Genomic DNA, 17,927 nt, shown 5'->3' on the forward strand with positions numbered 1-17,927 from the left:
GAGGAGCCATGTCCGCAGTCAAAGCCGGGATCGAGCCGCAGGCCATCGTCTTCGAGGATGACGGTCTCGTACCCAACAACCGAATCCCGTTCCTGGTCTACAAGGGCGCGGTCGATCTCGGGAGCGATCCCGAAGGCACGATCGAGCGCCTGTTCGACGAAAATGGCTGGGGCGCGATGTGGCGGAACGGCGTCTACGACTACGTGCATTACCACGCCACCGTGCACGAGGTCCTGGGCGTCGCCCGCGGCAGCGCCCGTGTGCAGTTCGGCGGCGAGCGCGGACATGCGCTGGAGATCGCAGCCGGCGACGTTGCGATCCTGCCCGCCGGCACCGGACATCAGTGCCTGTCGGCCAGCGACGATTTCTGCGTGGTCGGCGCGTACCCGCCGGGGCCGCCGATGCAGATCACAAGGCCGACGCCGGAAAATCACGCGAAGGCGCTGAAGACGATTCCGTTGGTCGCGGTGCCCGCGACCGATCCGGTGCTGGGCAGGGATGGACCGCTGGTGCGGCTGTGGACGCGGTGACCGCTGTCATTGCGAGCGGAGCAACGGCTAGGCCGCGTTGCTGCCTTCCTGACGGCTGGCCTCGAACAGGAACCAGGTGCGGCGCTCGGTCTCGTCGATGAAAGTCTCGAGCAGGCCCGCGGTGCCGGAATCCTCATGGTCGTCGGCGAGCTTGTGCGCCTTGCGCATCGCGGCCGCGATATGCTTGTTGTCTTCCATCAGTTCGCGCAGCATCTCGCGCGGCGGGACATAGGGCTCATCATTGTCCTTGATGGTCTGATGCCTGGCGACATCGCCAATCGACTTCAGCGTCACGCCGCCGAGCTTGCGCACCCGTTCGGCAAGCTGGTCGGTGGTGGCGAAGATCGCGTCCGACTGCTCGTCCAGCAACAGGTGGTAGTCATGGAAGTGCCGGCCGCTGACGTGCCAGTGGAAATTCTTGGTCTTCAGGTAGAGCGCAAAGGCGTCCGCCAGAAGCGTGTTGAGCGAGGCCGAAACCTTGTCTACCGCAGTTTGCGGAAGATCGGTCGGCGTGTCGAGATCGGCAGAGATTCTGTCGGGCTTGTTGTCGTTCCTGGCTTTGCTCACGTTAGACCTTCCTGTTAGGAACCCGTATTTCGGCGCATTGATCATTCGCCGCCGGCCCGCTAACGCATCATCTGCCCCACCCGTTCCTGAACGCCGGGAACCCGTTTCCACCGGATACCAAACGCGATGGATGAATGGATCGATTATTACGATTCAACGCATACGATCTATGCAAGCAGACTGCACCGGGATTTGCATTTTGAGGGCATCGCGCGCGACATCATCGGCTACATCAGTTCGCCAGATGCGGTCGTGCTCGACTATGCCTGCGGCGAAGCGCTATCGGCGGCCAAGGTCGCAGATGCCTGCGCCAGGCTCTATCTGGCCGAGCCCGCCCCTGGCGTCCGCGGCAGGCTGGCGTCGCGCTTCGCGCCCAACGCCAAGATTTCCGTGCGCTCGCTCGATGACCTCCAGCAGATGGACCGGAACTCGCTCGACCTCGTGGTGATGAACTCGGTGGCGCAATACATGACGCCGCAGGAACTGGATTCCGCATTCGCGGTGATCCATCGCTTGCTGAAGCCGTCGGGCCGCTTTGTGCTCGGCGACATTCTGCGGCCCGAGGTCGGCATGATCAGGGACGTGCTGGCGTTGCTGCACTTCGGGGCGACCCACGGCTTCCTGCGCGATGCGCTGATCGGGCTGGTCAGCACCGCCCTCTCCGACTACCGGCAATTGCGCAACAGGGTCGGGCTGCAGCGTTATGGCGAGGCCGAGATGATTGCCAAGCTCGACCAGGCCGGCTTCAGCGCCGCGCGCTCACCGCGCAACATCGGGCACAATCCGTGGCGAATGACGTTCGTGGCGCAACACCGATCATAGGTTGCACCGGACGTTAGGGTTAACCGCAAAAGCTCCTGGCCCGCTCGGAAATATTCAGCAATGGTCCGCTCGGCCCGGTGGCGGAAGCGTCGACGCGGCAGTGGTGCATCACTGTTTATCCTGGTTCAACTCCAGGCCGGGCCTCCAGCCTTCGCTTGCGGCGCAAGCTTCGGCTCGGCAGGCCTTGTTGTAGCGAAGGCCGCCGCGGCGGTAGCCCGCAGGACGAAGCCGGGCCCTGGCAAGCCACCCCGCTCCCCGAGTGCCCCTCACCGGCATCCGCCGAACGTGGAATTTCCCCCAGAATCGCGGTTGATTCGGCGTTTTTGGGGGTTTCGCGGGTGCGGAAACTGGTCTAAAGACCACCCGCGCGCGAGGGTTCGCGCTTCCCGCGCTACAAGCTGTAACGCAGGGCTCGAGGGACGCGCGGAACGCGCGCCCTTTTTTTGTGCCCAAATTCCAGTCCGCGAGACCTGATGCCCAAAAGAACCGACATCTCCACCATCCTGATCATCGGCGCCGGTCCCATCGTGATCGGCCAGGCCTGCGAATTCGACTACTCCGGCACGCAGGCCTGCAAGACGCTGCGGGAAGAGGGCTATCGGATCGTCCTGGTCAATTCCAACCCGGCGACGATCATGACCGACCCGGAGCTGGCGGACGCGACCTATATCGAGCCGATCACCCCCGAAATCGTCGCCAAGATCATCGAAAAGGAGCGCCACGTCGTTCCCGGCGGCTTCGCGCTGCTGCCGACCATGGGCGGCCAGACCGCGCTGAACTGCGCGCTGTCGCTGCGCAAGCAGGGCACGCTGGAGAAGTTCGACGTCGAGATGATCGGCGCTACCGCTGATGCGATCGACAAAGCCGAGGACCGGCAGCTATTTCGCAATGCCATGGAAAAGATCGGGCTGCAGACGCCGAAGTCGCGGCTCGCCAACGCCTCGGCACTCAAGAAATCCGACCGCGACCAATACCTCGCCGACCGCGCCAAACTGTCCGGCGCCGAGCTCGAGGAGTTCGAGCGGCAATGGGATGCCGGCGAGAATGAGCGCCGCAAGCGCTACCAGCAGCAGGCGCTTGCCGAAGCGCTGATGGCGCTGTCCGACATCGGCCTGCCTGCGATCATCCGCCCCTCCTTCACGCTCGGCGGCACCGGCGGCGGCATCGCCTACAACAAGGAAGAGTATCTCGACATCATCGAGCGCGGCCTCGACGCCTCGCCGACCAACGAGGTGCTGATCGAGGAATCCGTTCTCGGCTGGAAAGAGTACGAGATGGAGGTGGTGCGCGACAAGAAGGACAACTGCATCATCATCTGCTCGATCGAGAACGTCGATCCGATGGGCGTGCACACCGGCGACTCCATCACGGTGGCGCCGGCGCTGACGCTCACCGACAAGGAATACCAGATCATGCGCGACGCATCGATCGCGGTGCTGCGCGAGATCGGCGTCGAGACCGGCGGCTCCAACGTGCAGTTCGGCATCAATCCGGACGACGGCCGCATGGTCGTGATCGAGATGAATCCACGCGTCTCGCGCTCCTCGGCGCTGGCCTCCAAGGCCACCGGCTTCCCGATCGCCAAGGTCGCTGCCAAGCTCGCGATCGGCTACACGCTGGACGAGATCGCCAACGACATCACCGGCGGCGCCACGCCCGCCTCGTTCGAGCCGACCATCGACTATGTCGTCACCAAGATTCCGCGCTTCGCGTTCGAGAAATTCCCCGGCGCCTCCTCCACGCTGACGACCTCGATGAAGTCGGTCGGCGAGGTGATGGCGATCGGCCGTACCTTCCAGGAGAGCCTGCAGAAGGCGCTGCGCGGGCTCGAGACCGGGCTGACCGGCCTCGACGAGATCGAGATCGAGGGCCTCGGCCGCAGCGACGACAAGAATGCGATCCGCGCCGCGCTCGGCACGCCGACGCCGAACCGCCTGTTGCAGGTCGCGCAGGCGATGCGGCTCGGCTGGTCCAACGAGGAGATCTTCAATTCCTGCAAGATCGATCCCTGGTTCCTCGCCGAGATGCGCGGCATCGTCGAGATCGAGGACAAGGTCCGCAAGAACGGCCTGCCGCCGAACGGCTACGGCATGCGCATGCTGAAGGCGATGGGCTTTTCGGACGCGCGGCTTGCGGTTCTGACCGAAACCACCGAGGCCGAGGTGACCGCGAGGCGCCATGCACTCGGGATCCGTCCGGTCTACAAGCGGATCGACACCTGCGCCGCCGAGTTCGCCTCGCCCACGGCCTACATGTATTCGACCTATGAAGCGCCATTCGCGGGCGCGGCGGCCGACGAAAGCGCTCCGTCCGACCGGAAGAAGGTGATCATCCTCGGCGGCGGGCCGAACCGCATCGGCCAGGGCATCGAGTTCGACTATTGCTGCTGCCACGCCTGCTTCGCACTCGCCGACGCCGGCTACGAGACCATCATGGTCAACTGCAATCCGGAGACGGTGTCGACGGACTACGACACCGCCGATCGTCTCTATTTCGAACCGCTGACCGCCGAAGACGTGCTGGAGATCATCGCGACCGAGCGCAAGAACGGCACGCTGCACGGCGTGATCGTGCAGTTCGGCGGCCAGACCCCGCTGAAGCTGGCGCGCGCGCTGGAAGCCGCCGAAGTGCCGATCCTCGGCACCTCGCCCGACGCGATCGACCTCGCGGAGGACCGCGACCGCTTCAAGCGCATCCTCGACAAGCTCCGCCTCAAGCAGCCGAAGAACGGCATCGCCTATTCGGTCGAGCAGGCGCGCCTGGTGGCAGCCGATCTCGGCCTGCCGCTGGTGGTGCGTCCGTCCTACGTGCTGGGCGGCCGCGCGATGCAGATCATCCGCGAGGAAAACCAGCTCAACGACTATCTGCTGGGCACGCTGCCCGAGCTCGTGCCGGCCGACGTCAAGGCGCGCTACCCGAACGACAAGACCGGTCAGATCAACACCGTGCTCGGCAAGAACCCCTTGCTGTTCGATCGCTATCTTTCTGACGCGACCGAGGTCGACGTCGATTGCCTCTGCGACGGCAAGGAGGTCTTCATCGTCGGCATCATGGAGCACATCGAGGAAGCCGGCATCCACTCCGGCGACTCCGCCTGCTCGCTGCCGCCGCACTCGCTCGACGCAGCGACGATCGAGGAGCTGGAGCGGCAAACCCGCGAGCTCGCGCTCGGCCTCGACGTGGTCGGCCTGATGAACGTGCAATACGCCATCAAGGACGGCGAGATCTACGTGCTCGAGGTCAACCCGCGCGCATCGCGCACGGTGCCGTTCGTCGCCAAAGTGATCGGCACGCCAGTCGCCAAGATCGCGGCGCGGATCATGGCCGGCGAGAAGCTCGGCGACTTCAAGCTGAAGAAGAAGAAGCTCGACCATGTCGGCGTCAAGGAATCGGTCTTCCCGTTCGCGCGCTTCCCGGGCGTCGACACCGTACTCGGACCGGAGATGCGCTCGACCGGCGAGGTGATGGGCATCGACCGCTCGTTCGAGGTCGCGTTCGCAAAGAGCCAGCTCGGCGGCGGCACGCGCGTGCCGCGACGAGGCACGGTGTTCGTCTCGGTGCGCGGCGACGACAAGATGCGCATCGCGGATGCGGTGCGGCTGTTGCACTCGCTCGGCTTCAAGGTGATGGCGACGTCGGGGACGCAGCGCTATCTCAGCGACAACGGCGTGCCGACGGAAAAGGTGAACAAGGTGCTCGAGGGACGCCCCCATATCGTCGACGCCATCACCAATGGCGACGTCCAGTTGGTCTTCAATACCACCGAAGGTCCGCAAGCGCTGGCCGACAGCCGCTCGCTGCGGCGCGCTGCCCTCTTGCATAAAGTACCGTATTACACCACTCTTTCCGGCGCGGTGGCAGCCGCACGGGGGATCCGGGCCTATCGGGACGGAGACCTTGAGGTCCGCACGCTTCAGAGTTACTTTTTCGAGAGCTGACCCTGCCCGGGCCGAAGGTCCGAAACGGTCAGCAATTAGCCGAATGGCTGGAACTCACCGCGCGATTGAATGTTGTCACGGCCCTTAGCGGGGCCGAAAATCACTGGGCTTCCGGGCACTCCCTACGCCCTGATTCCTGCGTTAGCTGAACTCGATATCTCGAGCGCCTTGGATGCGCGCACGGGAAAAGGACGAAGATGATGGAAAAGGTTCCGATGACAGCGGGTGGATATGCCGCACTGACGGACGAATTGAAGCATCGCCAATCGGTAGATCGTCCGCGCATCATCGAACACATCGCGGAGGCGCGCTCGCACGGCGATCTCTCAGAAAACGCCGAATACCACGCAGCCAAGGAAGAGCAGTCGCACAACGAAGGCCGCATCGCCGAGCTGGAAGACAAGCTCGCGCGCGCCGACGTCATCGACATCTCCAAGCTCTCGGGCGACACCATCAAGTTCGGCGCCACCGTGACGCTGGTCGACGAGGACACCGAGAAGAAAGCGGTGTGGCAGATCGTCGGCGAGGTCGAGGCCGACGCCAAGAAGGGGCGCATCTCCATCACCTCGCCGCTCGCACGCGCGCTGATCGGCAAGAAGAAGGGCGCCACCGTGGAAGTGATGGCGCCCGGCGGCGCCAAGGCGTACGAGATCACCAAAGTCGAATGGCGATAGTTACCTGCAAGTGACTGGTGCAAGGAAGCCGCGTTCACAGCGCGGCTTTTTTCTTGGCCCGTCCCGCGCGCCGGTCTGACGCCCTTGTGAATGGAGGCGCGGCACCATCCATACTACGCAACGGCGCGACATGATTATGCTGTATAATCATATCGGACGATGTGGAATCGGTGCTGGCGATCACATCACGCCACACGCGTGGTGTCGCGGCGGATCGCCGCTGCATGTCATCACGCGGCGCGTCAGTCGGCCACGCCGAGGAATAATTCCAGGCGCAGGGTGTTGACATCGCGCTGTGGTGGCAGACACCGTATTCCGCTTCGTGCAATGTTCCAGTGTATCGAAGAGGGGGTAAGTGACAATGGACCAGATGTTCTCCAAATGGCAGCCGACGGTGCTCAGCCTGTTCCGGTTCATCACGGGACTGCTGCTGTTTCAGTATGGGGTGGCCAAGATCTTCAAGATTCCCGCGCTCGCCTATTTCGCCAATCCGCCGCCGCTGATCATGACGGCCGGCGCGATTGAGTTGATTCTGGGCGGCCTGTTGATGATCGGCCTGTTCTCGCGGATCGCCGCCTTCGTCTTGTCCGGCGAGATGGCGTTCGCCTACTTCCTCGGGCACATGCTCAAGAATCCCGCCGAGCCGGTACTTCATCCGCTGAACAACGGCGGCACCGCGGCCATTCTGTTCTGCTTCGCCTGCCTCTATCTTGCGACCTCGGGCCCGGGCCCGATCAGCATCGACGGTGCGATGGGTCGGAAGTAGGACCCGCTCACCTCTGCTAAAGCATGATCCGGAAAAGTGTGAAGCGGTTTTCCGAAAAGATCATGCTCAAGCAAGGAGCTGAGCGCGATGACGATTCGACCCAATCTCATCGCGCTTTAAGGCGTCGCGACCGAAGGGAGGCAATCCATGTTTCCACGAGCGGAGGCTGGATTGCTTTCGCGTCCGCAGATGCTGCTGCGGACAACTGGGTTGCGTTGCGTCAATGACGATGTTTGATTGCGCGCCTCAGCCAGCCGCCTTGAGATCGAGCGGCACAGCCGCTTCGTATTTTGAACTGTGCAGCACCAGGGACGTCCTGACATTGCGCACGTGCGGCGCGGCTGTCAGATGCGTGACGAAGTCCTGGAATGTCGCCATGTCGGGGGCGACGCATTTGAGGATGAAATCGACCTCGCCCGACAGCATCCAGCATTCGCGGACCAGCGGCTCGGCGCGGACGAAGTCCTCGAAGGCGCGTAAGTCGGCGTCGGCCTGGCTCGACAGATGGACGGATGCGAACACGGTCACATCGAAGCCGAGACGACGAGGATCGAGCAGGCCGCGGTATCCCTGGATGTAACCTTCCTCCTCCAGCGTCCGGACCCTGCGCAGGCAGGGCGGCGGCGAGATGCCGACGCGTTTCGCCAGTTCCACGTTAGTGATTCGGCCATCGGCCTGGATCTCGGCGAGGATTTTAAGGTCGATCTCGTCAAGGTTCTTCGACACGCGACTACAGTTCCCTTGAGTTCCCTTGGGGGCTGGAAAGTTAGGCAAATCTGCCGGCAACTCTCATAGCGCAGGCGGCACGCGATGCGCAATTTTATTGCGCGTGCAGCGCATGATTTCGCGATTTTGATTTCAGTTCCGGGGAAAATTCGCCGCCATGGATTGCAAATCTTGCATAGCTAACCAGATATCCTAGACTTGGATTTGACACTTTTGGTGCCGCCGCGACGTCTTTCCGGGGCGCTTCCCACACAAGTCCTGATCAAAGTCCCCAGAAGAGAGGGATCTGCTAATGCCCGCGCCTGTCCACGCCAAGGTCGTTATCATCGGTTCCGGCCCCGCCGGATATACCGCAGCGATCTACGCAGCACGCGCAATGCTCGAGCCGGTGCTGATCCAGGGCATCCAGCCGGGCGGGCAGCTCACCATTACCACCGACGTGGAGAACTATCCCGGCTTCGCTGACGTCATCCAGGGCCCCTGGCTGATGGAGCAGATGGAGAAGCAGGCGGCCCATGTCGGCACCAAGATCGTCACCGACCTCGTCAACAAGCTGGAACTCGGCCAACGGCCGTTCCGCCTGACCTGCGACTCCGGCGACGTTTATCTTGCCGAGACCGTGGTGCTCGCTACCGGCGCCCAGGCTCGCTGGCTTGGGCTTCCCTCGGAAGAGAAGTTCAAGGGGTTTGGCGTCTCGGCCTGCGCGACCTGCGACGGCTTCTTCTATCGGGGCAAGGAAGTCATCGTGGTCGGCGGCGGCAACACCGCGGTCGAGGAAGCGCTCTTCCTGACCAACCACGCCTCCCGAGTCACGATCGTGCATCGTCGCGATCAGTTCCGCGCCGAGCGTATCCTGCAGGAGCGGCTGTTCAAGCACCCAAAGATCAAGGTGGTGTGGGATTCCGCCATCGACGAGATCTGCGGGTCCGAGAACCCGAGCAAGGTCACCCATGTGCGGCTGAAGAACGTCAAGACCGGCGCGCTGTCGGAGCTTCGCACCGATGGCGTCTTCATCGCGATCGGCCACGCACCGGCGACCGAGCTGGTCAAAGGCCAGATCAAGTTGAAACCGTCGGGCTATGTCGAGGTGGCACCGAACTCGACGGCAACCTCGGTACCCGGCCTGTTCGCCGCGGGCGACGTGGCGGATGAAACCTATCGGCAGGCGGTCACCGCCGCCGGCCTCGGCTGCATGGCGGCACTCGAGGCAGAACGCTTCCTGGCACTTCGCGCGAGCGATCGCGCAGCGGCGGAATAATCATGGCACGATCTCGCGACGGATTTACGGATATGGACTGGGACAAGCTGAAGGTCTTTCATGCTGCGGCGGAAGCGGGCAGCTTCACGCATGCGGGGGAACAGCTTGGGCTTTCGCAATCGGCGGTCTCCCGCCAGGTCAGCGCGCTCGAGCAGGAGCTGGCGGTCTCGCTGTTTCACCGCCACGCCCGCGGCCTGATCCTCACCGAGCAGGGCGACCTGCTCTTCCGCACCGCGCATGACGTCTTCATGCAGTTGCAGGCGGCGCGCGCGAAGCTGACCGATAGCCGCGAGCGGCCGAGCGGCGACCTCAAGATCACGACGCCACAGGGACTCGGCATCAACTGGCTGATCCCGCGGCTCGACGAATTCACCGCGCTCTATCCGGACATCCGGGTCTCGCTGATCGTCACCGACGAGGATCTCGATCTGTCGATGCGCGAAGCCGACGTTGCGATCCGCACCCGCAAGCCGACTCAGCCGGACCTGATCCAGCGCAAGCTGTTCTCGATCGGCTTCCACGCTTATTGCTCGCCGGAATACATCAAGCGCTTCGGCACTCCGCGGACGCTCGATGATCTCGACCAGCACCGCATCATCATGCTCGGCGATGCCCAGGTGCTGCCGCACCTGCAGAACCGCAGTTGGCTGATCGACGCAGGGCGCAACGGCTCCGGGCCGCGCGAGCCCTTCTTCAAGGTCAACAACATCCTGGGGTTGGTGCGTGCGTGCCAACAGGGGCTCGGCATTGCCGCGCTGCCGGACTATCTCGTCGAAGAAGACAGCCGTCTTGTGCAGTTGTTCGGCGAGTCCGACTCGATCGCGCTCGACACCTACTTCGTCTATCCGGAAGAGTTGAAGACGGTGGCGCGAGTGCAGGTGTTCCGTGACTTCGTCGTCAGCAAGGCGCAGCGCTGGCCATCCTGATTAAGCAGGCCTTATATGCTTTGATTATAGGGCTGCGCGCTGTCCTGAGAGGCCCCCCAAGTCTCCGCATGTCTGACATGCGACCTCGACGGTTGCTGCATGGTGCCGATGAGGATCATAGTGTTTGCACGCTGAGCGTTCGCGTCGCGCATATGTCCCCCTCCTCCAGTGGCGCGGAAGTTCAGTAATCCCTCTTGGAAGGTGATTGTGTCGGCCTCACGTGGCCAATACCTCAAGCCGGGCTCTATTGAGCCCGGCTTTTTTTCTTTTCATCGGTGCGTCATGTCGGTGCTGTGCGTCGCGCCCTGTGCACTCTACCTCCGGTAAATGTGCCGTCCGTCACGCTCAACGCGGATTGACAACAATCACGCGGCGCAGCATCATTGCTACATGATCACGACTTCGTGCGCCGTCCTGTCGTCGAAAAAAGCTCCCCTTCCGGGGACACGAGATCGCGCGCGATAAGATCAACTCGCATTTGAACGATCCCGAAACCCCGCCGCCTGGACGGGGTTTTTTTGTTGGTCCCGTCTCTGGCTTCCCCCCAAGGAGATGGACCATGACCGATCTACAACAGCAATTGCAGGGACTCTGGCTGCCTCTGATCACGCCATTTCGCAACGGTGAGCTCGACGTTGTGTCGTTGCGCCGCCTGGTGCGGCACTACGCCACCGGCCCCGTCGACGGCCTGATCCTCGGTGCAACCTCCGGTGAAGGCATGTCGCTCAGCCTGGAGGAGCTCGAAGGGCTGGTCAGCGTGGTGCTCGCCGAGCTCAGTGCCAGCTCCCGCCATTTGCCGGTCTGCCTCGGGCTGTCCGGCGCCAGCACCGCGCGGATGAAGGATGCGCTCGACGACACCGCCGACTGGCCGATCAGCGGCTACCTGATCGCCAGTCCGTACTACACGCGCCCATCGCAACGCGGGCTGTTGCAGCACTTCACCGCGCTCGCCGACCACACGGCGTCGCCGATCGTGCTCTACAACATCCCCTACCGCACGGCGGTGAACCTGACCAACGAGACGCTGCTGACGCTCGCGAAGCATCCCAACATTGTCGGCATGAAGGATTGCTGCGCCGATCGCGCGCAGACGATCGATTTCCTCAACCGCCGCCCGGCGGGCTTCCGCGTGCTGACCGGCGAGGACGCGCAGACATTCGACGCGCTCTCCGATGGCGCCGACGGCGCAATCTTGCTATCGGCGCATCTTCAGACCGCGACCTTCGCCTCGATCCGAACCCTGCTGAAGCAGGGCAACCGCGACGCGGCGCTGGCCGCCTGGCAGAGCGTCGCCGGCCTGACCCGGCTGCTGTTTGCCGAGCCGAGCCCGGCGCCGGCCAAGCACTGGCTGTGGCGGACGGGATTGATCGACAGCCCCGAGGTGCGGTTGCCGATGGTCGAAGTGAGCGCAGACCTCGCGACCTTGCTCGACGCCGAGATCGAACGCCGGGCGACGTCTGTGCTGCAACCGGCATAGCGCTTCTTCTCCCTCTCCCCGCACTTGCGGGGAGAGGGCCGGGGTGAGGGGCTGCTCCCGCCAATACGGTGACAGATTTGCTCGTGGAGAGTCCCCGTCACCCGGCGCTTCGCGCCGACCTCTCCCCGCAAGCGGGGCGAGGTCAGAAACCGCTAGTCCAGCTTCGTCCTCGCCAGCCGCAGGGCGTTGCCGATGACGCTGACCGAGGACAGTGCCATCGCGGCGGCGCCGACCATCGGCGAGAGCAGGATGCCGAACAGCGGGTAGAGCACGCCGGCCGCGATCGGCACGCCCGCGGCGTTGTAGACGAAGGCGAATGTCAGGTTCTGGCGGATGTTGCGCATCGTCGCAACCGACAGCCGCCGCGCGCGAACCAGGCCCATCAGGTCGCCGGTCAACAGCGTGATGCCGGCGCTCTCGATCGCGACATCGGTGCCGCCGCCCATGGCGATGCCGACGTCGGCCGCCGCCAGTGCCGGCGCGTCATTGATGCCGTCGCCCGCCATCGCGACCGTACGGCCCTCGCCGCGCAGTCGCTGCACAACCTCGCTCTTGCGCTCCGGCAGAACTCCGGCCTCGACCTCGTCGATACCGAGCGAGCGCGCCACCGCGCGCGCCGTTGTCTCGTTATCGCCGGTCAGCATCACGATGCGCAGGCCGTCGGCGCGGAGCGCCTGCAGCGCATTCGCCGCCGACGCCTTGACCGGGTCGGCAATCGCGATCACGCCGGCGACGCGGCCATCGACCGCGACATAGATCGCCGTCGCGCCGTCGCGCCGCGCGGTTTCGGCGGCCTGGTCCAGAACTGACGTTGCGACCTTGAGTTCGTTCATCAGCACCGCGTTACCGAGCGCAACCTGCCTGCCACCGACCGTGGCGGTCGCGCCCTTGCCGGAGGGCGAGGCAAAATCGCTGATTGCGACGAGCCCCACGTTGCGCTGCGCCGCCGCGGCGATGATCGCCTGTGCCAGCGGATGCTCGCTGCCCTGTTCGACGCTGGCAGCAAGGCGCAGCAGGCCGCTCTCGTCGAAGCCGTCCGCGGCAATGATCCGCGCGACCTTCGGCTTGCCCTCGGTGAGCGTACCGGTCTTGTCGATGACGAGCGTATCGATCGCCTCCATCCGCTCCAGCGCCTGCGCATCGCGGATCAGGATGCCGGAATGGGCACCGCGGCCGACGCCGACCATGATCGACATCGGGGTTGCGAGCCCAAGCGCACAGGGACAGGCGATGATCAGCACCGTAACGGCGGCGACCAGGGCGAAGGCGAGCCGCGGCTCCGGCCCGAAGCTCATCCAGGCGATGAAGGCGAGCACGGCCGCGGCGATCACCGCCGGGACGAACCAGCCCGCAACGCGGTCCGCGAGCCGCTGGATCGGCGCGCGCGAACGCTGCGCCTTCGCCACCATGTCGACAATGCGCGACAGCATGGTGTCGCGGCCGATCTTCTCGGCGCGCATCACGAGACCGCCGCTCTGGTTGACGGTGCCGCCGATCACCTTGTCGCCCTCGGCCTTCGTGACCGGCATCGACTCGCCGGTGACCATGGACTCATCGATCACCGCCCGTCCCTCGACGACGGCGCCGTCGACCGGAATCTTCTCGCCGGGCCGGACCCGCAGGCGGTCGCCGACCTTGATCGCGTCGATCGCGACGTCCTCATCGCCGTGATCGGCGATGCGCCGCGCGGTCTTCGGCGCAAGGCCAAGCAACGCGCGCAGCGCGCCGGAGGTCCGCGCGCGGGCGCGCAGCTCCAGCACCTGACCGAGCAGCACCAGCACAGTGATGACGGCGGCCGCCTCGAAGTAGACCGCGACCGCGCCATGCATGTCGCGGAAGGCAGGCGGGAACAATTGCGGCGCCAGGGTTGCGACGACGCTGTAGAGATAGGCAACGCCAGTGCCCATCGCGATCAGCGTGAACATGTTGAGATTGCGCGTGACCAGCGACTGCCAGCCGCGCACGAAGAACGGCGCGCCGGCCCACAGCACCACGGGCGTCGCCAGCACGAACGAGATCCAGTTCGACCAGGGCTGCGGCACCAGATGCATCAGCCCAAGATGACTGCCCATCTCGAGCACGAACACCGGGACGGTGAGCGCCAGCCCGATCCAGAACCGCCGGGTCATGTCGATCAATTCCGGATCGGGTCCGTCGTCGAGCGAGACCTGCTCGGGCTCGAGCGCCATGCCGCAGATCGGGCAGCTCCCGGGGCCGACCTGGCGCACCTCCGGATGCATCGGGCAAGTGTAGATCGTGCCCGCGGGCGCCGGCGGCTCAGGCTCGCGCGGCTTCAGGAACTTCTCCGGCTCGGCCTCGAAGCGCTCGCGGCAGCGGCCGCTGCAGAAGAAGTAGTCCTTGCCCCGGTAGCTGAAGCGGTGCTTGGCGGTCGCCGGATCGACCTTCATGCCGCAGACCGGATCGATCGCGAGTGCCGCCTCGTCCGGCTGATCAGTACGCGCGTGCTTGCCGCTGCAGCAGGAGTGTTCGGCCGCACCGTGATTGTGCTGATGATCCGCGTGCGAATGGTCGTGCTCTGCGTGTGCCACGAGACTCTTCCCGGCCGGTATCCCGGTCTCTTGATTTGTATACCCTAGGGGGGTATATGACTCTCATGAGAGAAGAGATCAAGACGTCCTGTTTAAAAAGACTCAAACGGATCGAAGGTCAGATCCGCGGCCTCGCCGGCATGGTCGAGGAAGACCGCTACTGCATTGACGTGGTGACGCAAATCGCAGCCGCGCGCGCAGCGTTGCGCCGCGTCGAGGAGGAGATCCTGCGCGACCATGTCGCCCATTGCGTGGAGCATGCGATCTCGTCCGGCGACAAGGCCGACCAGCGGCGCAAGATCGCCGAGTTGATGGATGTGATCGGCCGCGCGGACCGGTGAGGGTCGCTTTACCTCGTCGAGGGAGTCGAGAGCGGTACCTCACATTCGGTGTCGTCCCTGCGCAAGCAGGGACGACGAGGGAAAGAGCGGTGCTTAATTCGCTGCCGCCTCACGCGCGGCTGAACAGCACGATCAGGTATTGAAGCGGAAGTGCATCACGTCGCCGTCGGCGACGACATAATCCTTGCCTTCGAGCCGCAGCTTGCCGGCGTCGCGCGCGCCGGCTTCGCCGTTGCCCGCGATGTAATCGTCATAGGCAATGGTCTCGGCGCGGATGAAGCCCTTCTCGAAATCGGTATGGATCACGCCGGCCGCCGCCGGGGCCTTGGTGCCGCGGTCGATGGTCCAGGCACGCGCCTCCTTCGGCCCGACGGTGAAATAGGTGATGAGGTCGAGCAGCTTGTAGCCGGCGCGGATCAGGCGATCGAGCCCGGCCTCTTCGAGGCCCAGCGTCTCCAGGAAATCGGCGCGCTCCTCACGCGACAGCGTCGCGATCTCGGATTCGATCTTGGCGGAGATGACGACGGCGACCGCGCCCTCTTCCTTGGCGCGCTCGAACACTGCCTTGGAGAAGTTGTTGCCGTCCTTGGCGGAGCCTTCCTCGACATTGCAGACGTAAAGCACGGGCTTCGAGGTCAGGAGCCCGAGCATGCGGAAGGCACGCTCCTCCTCCGGCTTGCGCTCCAGCGCACGGGCCGGCTTGCCGTCGCGCAGCAGCAGAAGCGCGCGGTTGACCAGCTCGAGCTGCTCCTTGGCCTCCTTGTCGTTGCCCTTGGCCTTCTTCGAGAGATTGTCGACGCGCTTTTCCAGGCTGTCGAGATCGGCGAGCATCAGCTCGGTCTCGATGGTCTCGATGTCGGCGAGCGGCGCGATCTTGCCCTCGACATGGGTGATGTCGGAATCCTCGAAGCAGCGCACCACATGCGCGATCGCATCGACCTCGCGGATGTTGGCGAGGAACTGGTTGCCGAGCCCTTCACCCTTGGAGGCGCCGCGAACAAGCCCGGCGATATCGACGAAGGTCAGCCGGGTCGGGATGATCTGCGCGGACTTGGCAACCGCCGCGAGCTTCTCCAGCCGCGGATCGGGCACCGCCACCTCGCCGACATTCGGCTCGATGGTGCAGAACGGATAGTTCGCCGCCTGCGCCGCCGCCGTCTCGGTCAGCGCATTGAACAGCGTCGACTTGCCGACATTAGGCAGCCCGACGATCCCGCATTTGAATCCCATTATTCGTCCCGATCTCTCGCGCTCGCGCTGCGCGGTTGAATTGAGTGGGGTCGTCATACGCGGGCTTGACCCGCGTATCCATCCCACTTGAAACATGGATCGCCGGATCATCCCCGATCAAATCGGGGAAGGCGCCCGGCGATGACGAGGGTCTACTTTGCACCCTCGTCGTTGGTGTCGAAAAATCCCTTGGCCTGCATCGTCAGGTGCACCTTGTTGGCGAACGACGCATCGTGCCCCGCCGCCAGCAGGCCGGCATTGTCGGCGATCGCCGCGCACAACGCCTCGACCCACGGCCAGTCGCTCTTGGCGAAGTCCGACAGCACGTGGTGGTGCACCAGCTCCTTGACGCCGGGATGACCGATCCCGAGCCGCACGCGGCGATACTCATTGCCGATATGCGCCGAGATCGAACGCAGCCCGTTGTGCCCCGCGATCCCGCCACCGATCTTGACGCGCAGCTTGGCCGGCGGCAGCTCGAGCTCGTCCTGAAACACGGTGATATCGCCGGAGGTAAGCTTGAAGAAGCTCGCCGCCTCCTGCACTGCGCGTCCGGACTCGTTCATGTAGGTGGTCGGCTTTAACAGCACGACCTTCTCACGGTCCAGCACGCCTTCGGAAGCTTCGCCCTGAAAGCGACGGCGCCATGGTGCGAAACCATGACGCCGCGCAATCTCGTCGACCGCCAGAAATCCGATATTGTGCCGGTTGCTGGCGTATTTCGCGCCGGGATTACCGAGACCGACAAAGAGGCGCATGGCGCGGCATCCCGTGCCGGCGCGCCATCAGACGATCGCGCGCCGACCTGATCGATTACTTCTTCTTGTCGCCGCCACCTGCGGCCGGAGCCGCAGCACCCGCAGCCGGAGCCGCAGCGCCCGCGGCCGGAGCCGCCGCAGCACCCGCAGCCGGAGCAGCCGCGCCACTGGCAGCCGCCGCAGCCGCGGCCTTCTGCTCTTCGGCGTAACCGGACGGCGGCACGATGGTGACCAGCGTCGCATCCTCGCGGGCCAGCGACTTCACGCCCGTGGGCAGCTTGATCTCGGAGAGATGCAGTGAGTGGCTGATCTCGAGGCTGCCGACGTCGGCCTCGATGTATTGCGGAATGTTGTCGACCGAGCACTCGAGGTCGAGCGCGTGGGTGACGATGTTGACGGTGCCGCCGCGCTTGATGCCGGGGGCGGTTTCCGCGTTGACGACATGCAGCGGCACGCTGACGCGGATGGTGGCGCCTTCGCCGAGCCGCATGAAGTCGACATGGATCGGGAAGTCCTTCACCGGATCGAGATGGAAGTCGCGCGGAATCACGCGGTGCTTCTTGCCCTCGAGATCGATGTCCAGGATCGTGGTCAGGAACCGGCCCGCGAGAATGCGCTGACGCAGTTCGCGATCCTCGACCGAGATGGTCACGGGGGGCTGGTTGTTGCCGTAGATCACTCCGGGAACTCTCCCGGCGCGACGCTCTGCCCGGGCGGCCCCCTTGCCGCTCTGCGGACGCGCGGTCGCCTTCAATTCCTTGACGGTCGCCATAGCGTTAAGTCCTTGTATTTAAAAAGTTAAAGGCCGCAGCGCGGCCCATGCTCAGGTCCACAGCAAGCCTCCAGGGGTGCGGGGGCCGCGGACGTGGGCGGCTTTTAGCGTCAAAGGGGCGAAATGACAAGGAAATGAAGGGATTTTTCTTGCTCGCTGAGCGCCGCCCCGCGCCCCAGTCCCATCATGCCCCGGCCCGACCCAGGCATCCATCAGAAAGGATCGTAGATCGTAGCCCGGATGGAGCGAAGCGTAATCCGGGGCGACTGCCCTCGCGGGAACGCTCCCGGATTGCGCTTCGCTCCATCCGGGCTACCAGACTCAGGGCTCATCAGCCCGGCGACACCCCGAGCTTGGCCTCCAGTGCGGCAATCCTCGCCTTCAGCGCCTCGTTCTCCTCGCGCGCCAGGCGGGCCATGTCCTTGACCGCGTCGAATTCCTCGCGCCTGACCAGGTCCAGGTCGCGCAGGATGCGTTCGGCCTGGTTACGCATGACGGAATCGACCTCGCGCTTGACGCCCTGGGCCGCACCCGCCGCATCGTTCATCAGACGGCCGATCTCATCGAAAAACCGGTTGGTGGTCTGGGTCATC

At 64.4% G+C, this 17,927-nt stretch carries 16 protein-coding genes; 9 read left to right on the top strand and 7 right to left on the bottom strand.

Going from position 1 to position 17,927, the window contains the following annotated elements:
* Positions 1 to 8 precede the first annotated feature (8 nt).
* A complete protein-coding gene (locus P6U25_RS30140) occupies positions 9 to 530 on the top strand; it encodes a hypothetical protein (RefSeq protein ID WP_407148385.1) in 522 nt (173 codons plus the stop codon).
* A 27-nt stretch (positions 531 to 557) separates the two neighbouring features.
* On the opposite strand, the gene P6U25_RS30145 is transcribed toward P6U25_RS30140, so the two are convergent.
* The gene (locus P6U25_RS30145; protein ID WP_407148386.1) at positions 558 to 1,097 is read right to left on the bottom strand and encodes a Dps family protein; all 540 of its coding nucleotides are present in this window, start codon (positions 1,095 to 1,097) and stop codon (positions 558 to 560) included.
* Positions 1,098 to 1,223: 126 nt separating this feature from the next.
* Here P6U25_RS30145 and P6U25_RS30150 point away from each other — a divergent pair, with 126 nt between their 5' ends.
* The 4 genes from P6U25_RS30150 to P6U25_RS30165 all read left to right on the top strand — a co-directional run bounded on the left by P6U25_RS30150 (position 1,224) and on the right by P6U25_RS30165 (position 7,297).
* Complete coding sequence (locus P6U25_RS30150; protein ID WP_407148387.1) at positions 1,224 to 1,919, top strand: class I SAM-dependent methyltransferase; 696 nt, start codon at positions 1,224 to 1,226, stop codon at positions 1,917 to 1,919.
* Between the two features lie 473 nt (positions 1,920 to 2,392).
* On the top strand, positions 2,393 to 5,857 hold the full coding sequence (gene carB / locus P6U25_RS30155; protein ID WP_407148388.1) for a carbamoyl-phosphate synthase large subunit: 3,465 nt from the start codon (positions 2,393 to 2,395) through the stop codon (positions 5,855 to 5,857).
* Between the two features lie 200 nt (positions 5,858 to 6,057).
* A complete protein-coding gene (greA, locus tag P6U25_RS30160; RefSeq protein WP_407148389.1) occupies positions 6,058 to 6,531 on the top strand; it encodes a transcription elongation factor GreA in 474 nt (157 codons plus the stop codon).
* Between the two features lie 361 nt (positions 6,532 to 6,892).
* The gene (locus P6U25_RS30165; RefSeq protein ID WP_407152655.1) at positions 6,893 to 7,297 is read left to right on the top strand and encodes a DoxX family protein; all 405 of its coding nucleotides are present in this window, start codon (positions 6,893 to 6,895) and stop codon (positions 7,295 to 7,297) included.
* 246 nt (positions 7,298 to 7,543) lie between these two features.
* Here the strand turns inward: P6U25_RS30165 and P6U25_RS30170 are convergent, their stop codons facing one another.
* Positions 7,544 to 8,023, bottom strand: coding sequence for an Lrp/AsnC family transcriptional regulator (locus tag P6U25_RS30170; protein WP_407148390.1), 480 nt, complete (start codon positions 8,021 to 8,023; stop codon positions 7,544 to 7,546).
* Between the two features lie 292 nt (positions 8,024 to 8,315).
* Between P6U25_RS30170 and trxB the strand changes: the two genes are divergently transcribed.
* The 3 genes from trxB (at position 8,316) to P6U25_RS30185 (ending at position 11,684) form a co-directional block, all read left to right on the top strand.
* Complete coding sequence (gene trxB, locus P6U25_RS30175) at positions 8,316 to 9,281, top strand: thioredoxin-disulfide reductase (RefSeq protein WP_407148391.1); 966 nt, start codon at positions 8,316 to 8,318, stop codon at positions 9,279 to 9,281.
* Positions 9,282 to 9,283: 2 nt separating this feature from the next.
* Positions 9,284 to 10,207 carry a LysR family transcriptional regulator gene (locus tag P6U25_RS30180; RefSeq protein ID WP_280975898.1) on the top strand — a complete coding sequence of 308 codons (924 nt, stop codon included), beginning with the start codon at positions 9,284 to 9,286 and terminating at the stop codon, positions 10,205 to 10,207.
* 559 nt (positions 10,208 to 10,766) lie between these two features.
* Positions 10,767 to 11,684, top strand: coding sequence for a 4-hydroxy-tetrahydrodipicolinate synthase family protein (locus P6U25_RS30185; RefSeq protein ID WP_407148392.1), 918 nt, complete (start codon positions 10,767 to 10,769; stop codon positions 11,682 to 11,684).
* 152 nt (positions 11,685 to 11,836) lie between these two features.
* On the opposite strand, the gene P6U25_RS30190 is transcribed toward P6U25_RS30185, so the two are convergent.
* Positions 11,837 to 14,233: a heavy metal translocating P-type ATPase gene (locus tag P6U25_RS30190; RefSeq protein ID WP_407148393.1), complete on the bottom strand. Its 2,397-nt coding sequence runs from the start codon at positions 14,231 to 14,233 to the stop codon at positions 11,837 to 11,839.
* 65 nt (positions 14,234 to 14,298) lie between these two features.
* On the opposite strand from P6U25_RS30190, the gene P6U25_RS30195 reads away from it, so the two are divergent.
* The gene (locus P6U25_RS30195; protein ID WP_407152656.1) at positions 14,299 to 14,574 is read left to right on the top strand and encodes a metal-sensitive transcriptional regulator; all 276 of its coding nucleotides are present in this window, start codon (positions 14,299 to 14,301) and stop codon (positions 14,572 to 14,574) included.
* 132 nt (positions 14,575 to 14,706) lie between these two features.
* Here the strand turns inward: P6U25_RS30195 and ychF are convergent, their stop codons facing one another.
* The 4 genes from ychF to P6U25_RS30215 form a co-directional block, all read right to left on the bottom strand.
* Positions 14,707 to 15,804, bottom strand: coding sequence for a redox-regulated ATPase YchF (gene ychF / locus P6U25_RS30200; protein ID WP_407148394.1), 1,098 nt, complete (start codon positions 15,802 to 15,804; stop codon positions 14,707 to 14,709).
* Between the two features lie 152 nt (positions 15,805 to 15,956).
* Positions 15,957 to 16,562 (bottom strand): aminoacyl-tRNA hydrolase, encoded by a 606-nt coding sequence (gene pth, locus P6U25_RS30205; protein WP_407148395.1) that lies wholly within the window; start codon positions 16,560 to 16,562, stop codon positions 15,957 to 15,959.
* Between the two features lie 55 nt (positions 16,563 to 16,617).
* A complete protein-coding gene (locus P6U25_RS30210) occupies positions 16,618 to 17,334 on the bottom strand; it encodes a 50S ribosomal protein L25/general stress protein Ctc (RefSeq protein WP_407148396.1) in 717 nt (238 codons plus the stop codon).
* Between the two features lie 331 nt (positions 17,335 to 17,665).
* Positions 17,666 to 17,926, bottom strand: a complete 261-nt coding sequence (locus P6U25_RS30215) for an accessory factor UbiK family protein (protein ID WP_407148397.1) — start codon at positions 17,924 to 17,926, stop codon at positions 17,666 to 17,668.
* Position 17,927: the final 1 nt, after the last annotated feature.

Origin of the sequence: Bradyrhizobium sp. ORS 86, assembly GCF_045571475.1 — a bacterium.
GTDB lineage: Bacteria > Pseudomonadota > Alphaproteobacteria > Rhizobiales > Xanthobacteraceae > Bradyrhizobium.

Excerpts from the sequence above, each read along its gene's own strand:
- P6U25_RS30140 (WP_407148385.1), top strand. The coding sequence starts at position 9 with ATGTCCGCAGTCAAAGCCGGGATCGAGCCGCAGGCCATCGTCTTCGAG.
- P6U25_RS30150 (WP_407148387.1), top strand. The coding sequence starts at position 1,224 with ATGGATGAATGGATCGATTATTACGATTCAACGCATACGATCTATGCA.
- carB (WP_407148388.1), top strand. The coding sequence starts at position 2,393 with ATGCCCAAAAGAACCGACATCTCCACCATCCTGATCATCGGCGCCGGT.
- greA (WP_407148389.1), top strand. The coding sequence starts at position 6,058 with ATGGAAAAGGTTCCGATGACAGCGGGTGGATATGCCGCACTGACGGAC.
- P6U25_RS30165 (WP_407152655.1), top strand. The coding sequence starts at position 6,893 with ATGGACCAGATGTTCTCCAAATGGCAGCCGACGGTGCTCAGCCTGTTC.
- trxB (WP_407148391.1), top strand. The coding sequence starts at position 8,316 with ATGCCCGCGCCTGTCCACGCCAAGGTCGTTATCATCGGTTCCGGCCCC.
- P6U25_RS30180 (WP_280975898.1), top strand. The coding sequence starts at position 9,284 with ATGGCACGATCTCGCGACGGATTTACGGATATGGACTGGGACAAGCTG.
- P6U25_RS30185 (WP_407148392.1), top strand. The coding sequence starts at position 10,767 with ATGACCGATCTACAACAGCAATTGCAGGGACTCTGGCTGCCTCTGATC.
- P6U25_RS30195 (WP_407152656.1), top strand. The coding sequence starts at position 14,299 with ATGAGAGAAGAGATCAAGACGTCCTGTTTAAAAAGACTCAAACGGATC.
- ychF (WP_407148394.1), bottom strand. The coding sequence starts at position 15,804 with ATGGGATTCAAATGCGGGATCGTCGGGCTGCCTAATGTCGGCAAGTCG.
- pth (WP_407148395.1), bottom strand. The coding sequence starts at position 16,562 with ATGCGCCTCTTTGTCGGTCTCGGTAATCCCGGCGCGAAATACGCCAGC.
- P6U25_RS30210 (WP_407148396.1), bottom strand. The coding sequence starts at position 17,334 with ATGGCGACCGTCAAGGAATTGAAGGCGACCGCGCGTCCGCAGAGCGGC.
- P6U25_RS30215 (WP_407148397.1), bottom strand. The coding sequence starts at position 17,926 with ATGACCCAGACCACCAACCGGTTTTTCGATGAGATCGGCCGTCTGATG.